8 protein-coding genes are annotated in these 8,679 nt (G+C 29.0%); 4 read left to right on the top strand and 4 right to left on the bottom strand.

Translation table 11 applies throughout. The features are described 5' to 3' along the window. Both FW781_RS22720 and FW781_RS22155 read left to right on the top strand, forming a co-directional pair. Positions 1-777: RHS repeat domain-containing protein (locus FW781_RS22720; protein WP_228720262.1), on the top strand; the 777-nt coding region annotated here is incomplete at its 5' end. Continuing rightward, positions 777-1,223 carry a M23 family metallopeptidase gene (locus FW781_RS22155; protein WP_149389411.1) on the top strand — a complete coding sequence of 149 codons (447 nt, stop codon included), beginning with the start codon at positions 777-779 and terminating at the stop codon, positions 1,221-1,223. The genes FW781_RS22720 and FW781_RS22155, both read left to right, overlap by 1 nt. 47 nt (positions 1,224-1,270) lie before the next feature. Here FW781_RS22155 and FW781_RS22150 read toward each other — a convergent pair whose 3' ends face one another. Together FW781_RS22150 and FW781_RS22145 are read right to left on the bottom strand one after the other, a co-directional pair. Beyond that, the gene (locus FW781_RS22150) at positions 1,271-2,209 is read right to left on the bottom strand and encodes a hypothetical protein (protein WP_149389410.1); all 939 of its coding nucleotides are present in this window, start codon (positions 2,207-2,209) and stop codon (positions 1,271-1,273) included. Positions 2,210-2,269: 60 nt separating this feature from the next. Beyond that, a complete protein-coding gene (locus tag FW781_RS22145) occupies positions 2,270-3,199 on the bottom strand; it encodes an IS1595 family transposase (protein ID WP_149389409.1) in 930 nt (309 codons plus the stop codon). A 475-nt stretch (positions 3,200-3,674) separates the two neighbouring features. Here FW781_RS22145 and FW781_RS22140 point away from each other — a divergent pair, with 475 nt between their 5' ends. Both FW781_RS22140 and FW781_RS22135 read left to right on the top strand, forming a co-directional pair. Continuing rightward, a complete protein-coding gene (locus FW781_RS22140) occupies positions 3,675-4,046 on the top strand; it encodes a hypothetical protein (protein ID WP_149389408.1) in 372 nt (123 codons plus the stop codon). 753 nt (positions 4,047-4,799) lie between these two features. Continuing rightward, positions 4,800-5,078 (top strand): hypothetical protein, encoded by a 279-nt coding sequence (locus tag FW781_RS22135; protein WP_149389407.1) that lies wholly within the window; start codon positions 4,800-4,802, stop codon positions 5,076-5,078. 494 nt (positions 5,079-5,572) lie between these two features. Here FW781_RS22135 and FW781_RS22130 read toward each other — a convergent pair whose 3' ends face one another. After that, positions 5,573-7,813 carry a hypothetical protein gene (locus FW781_RS22130; protein WP_172625785.1) on the bottom strand — a complete coding sequence of 747 codons (2,241 nt, stop codon included), beginning with the start codon at positions 7,811-7,813 and terminating at the stop codon, positions 5,573-5,575. A gap of 328 nt (positions 7,814-8,141) precedes the next feature. Next, a partial coding sequence (locus tag FW781_RS22125) for a hypothetical protein (protein ID WP_149389405.1) occupies positions 8,142-8,679 on the bottom strand: 538 nt, incomplete at its 5' end.

Raw genomic sequence — 8,679 nt, 5'->3', positions numbered from 1 at the left:
AATGGTAAGGAGTTACAGGAAACAGGTTTTTTTGACTATGGAGCAAGGATGTATATGCCGGATTTAGGAAGATGGGGCGTGGTGGATCCATTGGCAGAGAAATCAAGAAGATTTACACCATACAATTATGCTTTTAATAATCCGGTTATGTTTATAGACCCAGATGGGAGAGACCCATTAAAGATTGGTAATCCCGAAAGTGCAGATGCTAAAAGATTACAGGCAGCACTAACTTCCACTCAAGCAGGGAAACAAGTTTGGAATGCTATGGTAAATTCAGAAAGATCTATATACATTCACTATGTTGGAGGATCGGATTTGACAAGAACAGAAGCAAGATATTTATATAATTCCTCAACAAATGGAGAAACAATGACGGGGAAAATGTATAATGATTTAAAAAAAACAGGTACTGTTTCACCTGAGTCAATGAATACAATGGCAAAATTTAACGAAAGTACAGGTGAATATGATAAAACAGCTGACTGGAATGAAACACATATTGTATTAAGTGAAAATGAAATAGCAAAGGCTAATGAAGTTGGTAAAATTGTTTTTGGGGATAAAGGAAGCGTCTTTGGTGATTTAAAAACGGGTGGAGAAGAGGCTGTCCATTCTGTTCAAAATAGTTTAGATTTTACTAAAAAAGTTCAGGATCCAGCTACTGGGAAATATAAAGAAAATCAAGAATCTACACCATATAATGAAAGGCGACATGAAATAGAAGCTAAGAAAGAAGCAGAAAAAATGGTGGATGAATTAAAACAAAATGATTAATGATGAAATATAAACTATTTATTATTGCAGCTACCATTTGGAGTGGCTGTTACTCTCAAAAAAAATTGCCAATGAAAGATTGTAGCTGTTATTTTAATATCGATTCTTTATCGCAAAGACCCTATTATAGCCCTAATTATTCATTGACAATTAATTCAGACAAGCCTGAAATTATGTCACTGTCAAAAGGAGTTGTTTCCAAAATAATTAACAGCAATGGAGTTTTAAGTGTAATTATCAGAAGTGATAATCTGTTTTATATTTATTCAGATATTTCGGTTTTTTCAAAAAAAATTAAGGCCAATAAAAATGTTTCTAAGGGAGATGTTATTGGTAAGGGAATTAAATCTCAAAATATATATAGTTCGCAATTGCAAATCTATAAAGGATCAAATATAATATCTGATACAAATAAGTATGTCAGCTGCGAATTCATAAAAAAATAAGGCGCCTACATACAATGTTACACTTAATTAATGATTTAAATATATTTTTATTTTCCAAATTTCATTTTTGTATGATATATGTAAGCAATTTCTTTACCTGGAATTTTTGACTCTTCTTGTAATAATGTAGCATTTTTAATATTGAATTGAAACAAATCCTTTAATGAAGAAACATAGTTACCAGTAGATATATTTGCTATAAAATTTATCGTTGAACTTAATATTACTTCTAATTTTGAGTTATTATATTTCATTTTATGAAGTTTAAATTGTTGCATATAATCACTGTATAGAAAATCATATTCATCTTTTAATTCTGATAATCTCAAATTTGAATTTGCAGCTTTATTAACCCAGTTCATTAGCGCAAGATATTTATTTCTTACACTTTCATCCGAACGATATTCAATTATATGATCCCAAGAAGTATTATAGTCTGGTTCAGGAATATCATTTAAGATAAATTGTATAATTTGTTCTTTTTTAGTATCACTTTTTAATGTATCAGCTGTTCGTAAAACTGGATAAAATTCTGATGTATTGTCCAATTTGTTTAAATGGATTGAATCCAATCTTATTGATATATCATGACTCAAAAAGAAATGATTGAAATATTCTTCTTTCATTTCTTTTAATTGTTCTTCAGTTGGAGTCTTAGGCCAATTCTTTTTAGATCGTTCTTTTTCAAATAGACTTTTCAATTGGGTAGTTAATTCAGTCACATCTTCATTTGATGAGTCAAATTTCTCTTTTAGATAAGGATATTCTTTAACTACATTATTGTCTTTCAAAAAATCCCATACAGCTTTTTCATAGTGCAAAGAATAATTTTCTTCTGTTACTTCTTTAGTATTAATATCAGATATAATATTAAATCTTCCCTCACTTATAAAGATATTATCATAAAACAAGCATAATTTTTTAATTGTAGATTCATCTATAAATCTATTAAAAGTTACATATGGAAAGACTACATTTTTACTCATTTTAATTTGGCTTAGTTATTCAAAAATATGGAAATATTCTTGAAATTCATTTGAGCTATCTTATTTTGCTGTTAATTTGTCATAAGTCATTTTACAATCTTTAATATTTGAAATCAAATGCATGAATTTTTCACTAGGACTCATTTCTCTTGTATTATGTTTAAATACAAATTCGTTAATATATAATTGTAAATGCTTCTTTGAAGTAACTCTATAAATACCAATAATTGCTCCTTTTACACGAGTCCAGAAATTCTCAATACAGTTTGTACTTGCATTACCATTAACATATTCTTTCTTTCCATGATTAACTATTGAGTGATTGTAATATTTATGTAAATTTTTATATGCTGTCCATTCATCAGTAAAAACAGTATCATGTAAATTAACTGTTCTAAAAATAAAGGGTTCTAAATCATATCTACTAACTGTTGGAACAACTCTAGCAACTACTTTTCCACCACGTTGAATTAACCCCAATACAGGAACTTTATCTTTAAAACTTCTTCCTTGTGAATGTTTTACTTTTTTGTCTGCATGACGATTTTTATTTTTTCCACCTACATACGTTTCATCAATTTCAACTTCACCTGATAATAAGTGATTATTTTCAAATGCAGAACATGCTCTTAATCTTTTAAGAATGAACCAAGTTGTCTTCTGCGTTAAATTGAGGTCCCTTTCTAATTGTTTAGATGATAAACCTCCTTTATGACTTGTGAATAACCATATTGCAATAAACCAATCTTGAAGTTTAAGATTTGAGTTCTTAAATAAACCAATATTTCTTATGGTAAAATATTTTCCTGTGTTCTTACACTTGTATTTATTGTTCTTACATTTATAGACTTTTGATGTCTTATCAAACGGTGAAACTGGATTTCCGTTCCAAAAAATCTTTTCTAAGAAATTTATGCACTTCTGTTCATCTGAAAATGTTAAAATTAATTCTTTTAATGATCTAATTTTCAACCCATTAAAAATATTCATATCTTCTATTGTTAGAAGAATACTATCCGTAAATGTGTGTTTATTATAAGATGAAAACGCTAATGTTGCGCTAAAAAAACATCAGTCATGAAAAAACTCTTTATATTTGTTCAAAATTATGGATATAGCATATCCTAATAAGACATTTTCGAACACATAGAACGCTTGTCTAACGACATTCCTCGGGTAAATCTGGTACATTTAATTGGAGGGAATATGTTAGCGACTTCTCATGTCATATCTATATGGCATGGGTTGTCTGCTGCTTATTTGACTCCAACGGTTTACCAGAACCTACCCGATAAAATAAGTTAGTAGTCCCCATGCTTTCTTTATTTACAAACAACTCTTTTTCGGGACTGAGAAGAAATTAAATCACATTTATGATTAACTCAATTATGGATTTCCGTAAGGAAATTATCACTTCACGAAATAGCTTTGTGAAGTTTAAACTATTAAAATCAAAATTAAAATCATGAAAAAAATTGTTTATTTATCAGTATTATTATGTGGTATGTATGTATCTGGACAGAAGTCTTATCAACAATACAAACAAGAAAGAGAATATTCTCAACGATATGCTAATGAACAAAAACAACAATTTTATAAAGATGTTGAACTCTCCATAAGCAAATATAATACGTTAGTAAATCAATATGTAGCTCTTGTTAAAAAACATAAAAGTAGAAATTATGTTTATAATAATTTTCCTAAAATAAGCAAACCTATGTTCGATATACAATATAGAATTCAAGCAAATTGGAATTATATAACTTATGACCAAAGCAAACGATTTGATGAAATAAGACATAAATATTTGGTCATTTTAGACGAATATGGGGATTAGTAATTTCAGTTCCAATAAGGATGGAATCTATATAATTGATTAGTAGTAGATTGAAAATGTAAATGTTAAAAATTTACAGAAAATATTGTATTAGTCAAAAATTCTTATATTTTTGTAGAGTTTTGGAAAGTCCAAAATAAAACCATTTATGTTGGCGCATAAGTGGTTTTAGTAATAACTCTTAGAAATTTCATTATCATGAAAAATCAAAAAATTTGGACTAAATCTTTCCGTCATTATATCACAGGAAAGATTATTAGAACTAAGAAATCCTTTCCTTTTTGGGTTAATAAACAACCCAAGAAACAATAGGTTTTAAATCTTAACAATCAGATAGTCTATAGACTATCTGATTTCTTTTGCGAAGATATATTATCTGATTCAAATGATAATAAATTTTAACATTATTTTAACATTATTTTATTTATAAAATTTCATTTTTCAGGGTAAGTCTTTTTTTTATCTCAAATATTAAATCTGTAAATAAGAATGATTATAAGACGGTTTTATTAATAGATCTTAAAGTAGGTGTAAGATTGTATGTAGGTGCCAAAAATAAAAATTTAATATAAAATGTCCTTGATAATAATGAAGCCATTATTATGGCTTCATTATTATATTTCATGGAAAGGCTTTATATTCTTTTCATAAAACTAATCACTAACTCGAAAACAACAACACGGGAATGAAAAAAAACTATCTCGGAGTGCTAAATTTATGCGCTATTCTGGGCACATCTGCTCAGGAAGTGGTATGGCAGAAAGACATCAACAGGAAGCTCTATCCAAAGCGATAAGCAGCAAGCAAAATAATGGTTACGATTTTCCTCCAAGAAAAATTTTGAACTTAAAAACAAAAGAAGTAATTTCTTGTGATGGTTTATTTAAACAATTAAAATCAAATAAATTACCTAAAATTCCAGCAAATGTATTTGCATATTCGATTTTTGAAGAAACATTTGTTTATTTAGAAGACCTTGCTACTTTTGATGCGCTACAATATTTACAAATAGAATATGATTTAAATAAATAGTCTTTATAATAAAAAGCCCTTATCTCATCATAAGTGCTTTTATTTTTATAGTACAAACAATGCCAAATCCTTTTTATAAAGCTAATTCATAATTAAGTTCTCTGTTTTATCGTCTTATCTTTTTTATACAATTAAGCAGTGAGGTAATAAACTAATTTCTTATCAAAGTAAATAAAAAAACGGCGCCACTTGTCTTAAAGTGGCGCCATTTGGCTTTTGGTGACCAAGACGAGCGTATCTTCAAACACTTTTATCGTTGACTTGGTTCGTTTGAGCCAAATTAAAAAAGAACTACAAAAGTCATTTTTTTCGGGTAAATTTCTTATTGGTTAAACTTCCTGCAATTTACTTTTAAACATTCGGAACAATTGAAGTTGACATCGTTAGAAGTTAGTTTACTTTAATTGTCTTTTACATTCGTAAGAATTTATAGAATACACAGTATGTCGTAAAAATATAATAAATTACATCTGGGTTGCTAATAGTGTTTAATTTTAAGAAACTATAATTGGACCATTTAAAAAATCTTCTTTATGTCTTAACTCAAAGTTTTTTTGAATCATGTTTGAGTTTGGATTGAATAAACTTTGATTGGTGAAAATAAAAGCAGGAATATTCAGAGATTTCTTATTCAGGATTGCAACAAGATCCCTAATCTCTTCCCTTGTAGCGTCTATCAAAGTAGAAAAAGCGATAAAGTCACATTGCATTTTTGATGCAATTTTAATTAATTCATTGACTTGAGTTTCAGTAAAACCACTTGTTGATTTACATTCTGCAATACCAATTTTTTTTCCGATTTTAATGAATAAGTCAATGTCAGTAATCAGATTTTCTCCTTCATATACTTCTAAATTTGACTGATAATCAAAGGTTTGATATTTTTGTTGATAGAAGGCATTCAGCAGAAGTAAAGTAGCTAATTGTCCTTGGTCTACTGCTCTAACTATTAATTGGTTTAATCTAAAATAGTCGCTATCCTGTTTACCATTTAAGTAAATTGGAATATTTACCACATTGCTACATTCAATACAATAATTTATTCTTTTTATCTGATCAATCTGAATCCATAGATTGCTGCTACAAGATGGACATTGGAAATATTTACCTCGAAGAAAAATCCGTTGGTCATAAAGTTTCTGTAAAATAGGAAGCAAATTTTTCTTCTCGTCTCTCGGAACTGTAGTTTTAGCAAGAATATCTTCCGTTGTCAATGTCACCGATGGAAAATTAACAGCTCCTTTTTCTCTTATCTCTGCAATGATTTCTAAAACATTATCTGAAGTAATTTTTTCACTAGCACCTCCTAACAGTTTTTTTACTATTTTTTCTGTTCTCACTTTTGGTGTTAAGGTAATCAGTAATTCAAAAATATGTTTGTCAGAAATGATGCTGAGTTCACCTAAACCACCTAATAAATTTATGGTCTGCTCTAGGATAGAACTTTTTTGGGTTGTTTTAATTGTATATCCAATATCTTCGAAAAGGTGTTTTAAAACTTTAGTGAAAGAGGGGAGTCTGATAAGTTCTGAAATATCTTCAGCTTTTAGTGGGGATACTTTTAAAACATAAGTTGAAAGTCCAAGTTCACTGATCCTTTGAAATTGATTTTCAAAAACTGCAAAATCATGATATTCTGGAAAAAAAAGTTTACCAACACTTCTTCTCTTAGGATAAACTAATTCTCTAAGCCCACGTGTTTCTAAAACGAATGCTCCTATCGAGCCAATGTCTGAAAAACTTTTCTCTGCCGGATGTAGTATTACTGCTTCATTATCTGTAATACTTATCATTTGTGAATGTTCGAAAAATTTCCATCTTTCATTTCTGCCGCTAAAATGTAATCCTGAAGGTTTAGATATTATGGAATTGGGATAAAGACTTTTAATTTTCCTCTCAAGTTCTATATCAAAGCAAATAAATGTAGTCTCTTTGTCAACTACTGCAGAAATATCTTCAATATAATCTACGGGGATCCAAGCAATTTCTGAATAAGGGTAATATGAACGAGTATTCCAGAAATAAGAGATTGTCTTGAAATCATTTTGCTTCGAAATGAAAATGTATTTTTGTTTGCCTTGGAATAACCCCTCCTTATTGTAATTAACTTCATAAATACTTGAACCATGACCGGAGCCTCCGAAATCTCCGATTTCAGTTGTTAATTGAATAAATTTATTGTCAGTAGCAAAAAGTGAATTTATTAAATCTTCTTTCTTGGTAAGGAAATTTGCTGTTACGTTTTTGAAGATCGTTAGAGGTAATTGTTCCTTTGTTTTATTTTCAAATAATCCATAATTTACACAAGCCAGTAACGATTCTGGTGTGTTCTCTAGTTTTGAACCAGATAGTACGGTAAATTCAAGGTCTTCCTCCTTGTTAAACCTTTTTATAATAGTAGGCAGCTTTGTGAAGCTAAATAAATTTGTTCCGAACCTTGATATTTTATAATGATCAGTAATTGGCTTGACAGAAAAGATTCCAAAATGCATTGATAGCTTATTATCGTCAAGTGTAGATAAATTCAATATGATGTCAGGGTCGCTTCTTTTAATAAAATCCCTACTAGTCTGTGTCCACAGATCATCATCATTCACGAATATTAAGTTTTGAATAACGTCTATTTCATCCTGTATTTCTAAAAATAATTTTTCAAAAGCTTCATAATCATTGTTTTCAACGATAAACATTTTTTTTATGGGACGAACTTTTGTTAGAATGTAGTCAGTTCTCATGATCATTTAAATATGGTTACAAGTTTCATTGATAGCTAAATTAAATATTATTCATTTACTATTCAATTGTTTTACATAGCATTTAATATTATTATTTATCTCAACTATTCTTTACTTTAGCCAATTTATCTAAAGGCAACAATTAAGTAAAGAATATAAAGGATGAGTCTTTGTAATTTAGAAATTCTAAACCAGATTTATTAATATAAAAGAGAAGCTATGAATTACAATGCATGCATTGAGCTACTGAAAGACTTTATTAAGATCAACAATGACAGCATTGAAGGTTTGATTATATAGCATATTTATTTTGGACAAATAAAAATATTCAGTTTAATAAAAGATAATTTTTTTCATCTTCAAAAAAGCGAATTGAAAAATCTTTTTTAGGTATATCCTTAATAACAGCCTCTACAAAATTCATTATTGGATCAACTGCGTCAGGTAATTTAGTGCTTAAATATTCATACAAAAGATCAATATAATCTTCATTGTGATACTGATAAGCTAATCTGACTATATGATGTACATTTATGTACACTTCTCCCTGCTCTAAAAATCCTGTTATAGTGGCAAACACCCACAGCAGAGGATCTTTACATAACAAGGCAGCCATAATATATGAGATAAAAGTTTCAAGAATATTGGGAACTTTGTTAGCTCTCATTCCATTTTCCAACCAAGCTTCAGAACATAATAAATCATAGTTGAGCGCACTATCAATATTTTTGCTTTCTAGTTCTTTAAGTGATTTCCATGGCTCTCTATTTTGAAATTTTGGATAGTCATCAACCATAGGAATCTTCTTTACCGAAAGCGGATTTAAAAACGGCTGGATGTCAGTTTGTTTTACTTCCAATCTTCCG

It is taken from the genome of Chryseobacterium panacisoli (assembly GCF_008274625.1).
GTDB lineage: Bacteria > Bacteroidota > Bacteroidia > Flavobacteriales > Weeksellaceae > Chryseobacterium > Chryseobacterium panacisoli.
This window is presented reverse-complemented; position numbering and strand designations above follow the sequence as displayed.

Coding starts and splice junctions, on each gene's coding strand:
- FW781_RS22145 (WP_149389409.1), bottom strand. CDS start 3,199: ATGAATATTTTTAATGGGTTGAAAATTAGATCATTAAAAGAATTAATT.
- FW781_RS22130 (WP_172625785.1), bottom strand. CDS start 7,813: ATGAGAACTGACTACATTCTAACAAAAGTTCGTCCCATAAAAAAAATG.
- FW781_RS22135 (WP_149389407.1), top strand. CDS start 4,800: ATGGCAGAAAGACATCAACAGGAAGCTCTATCCAAAGCGATAAGCAGC.
- FW781_RS22140 (WP_149389408.1), top strand. CDS start 3,675: ATGAAAAAAATTGTTTATTTATCAGTATTATTATGTGGTATGTATGTA.
- FW781_RS22150 (WP_149389410.1), bottom strand. CDS start 2,209: ATGAGTAAAAATGTAGTCTTTCCATATGTAACTTTTAATAGATTTATA.
- FW781_RS22155 (WP_149389411.1), top strand. CDS start 777: ATGATGAAATATAAACTATTTATTATTGCAGCTACCATTTGGAGTGGC.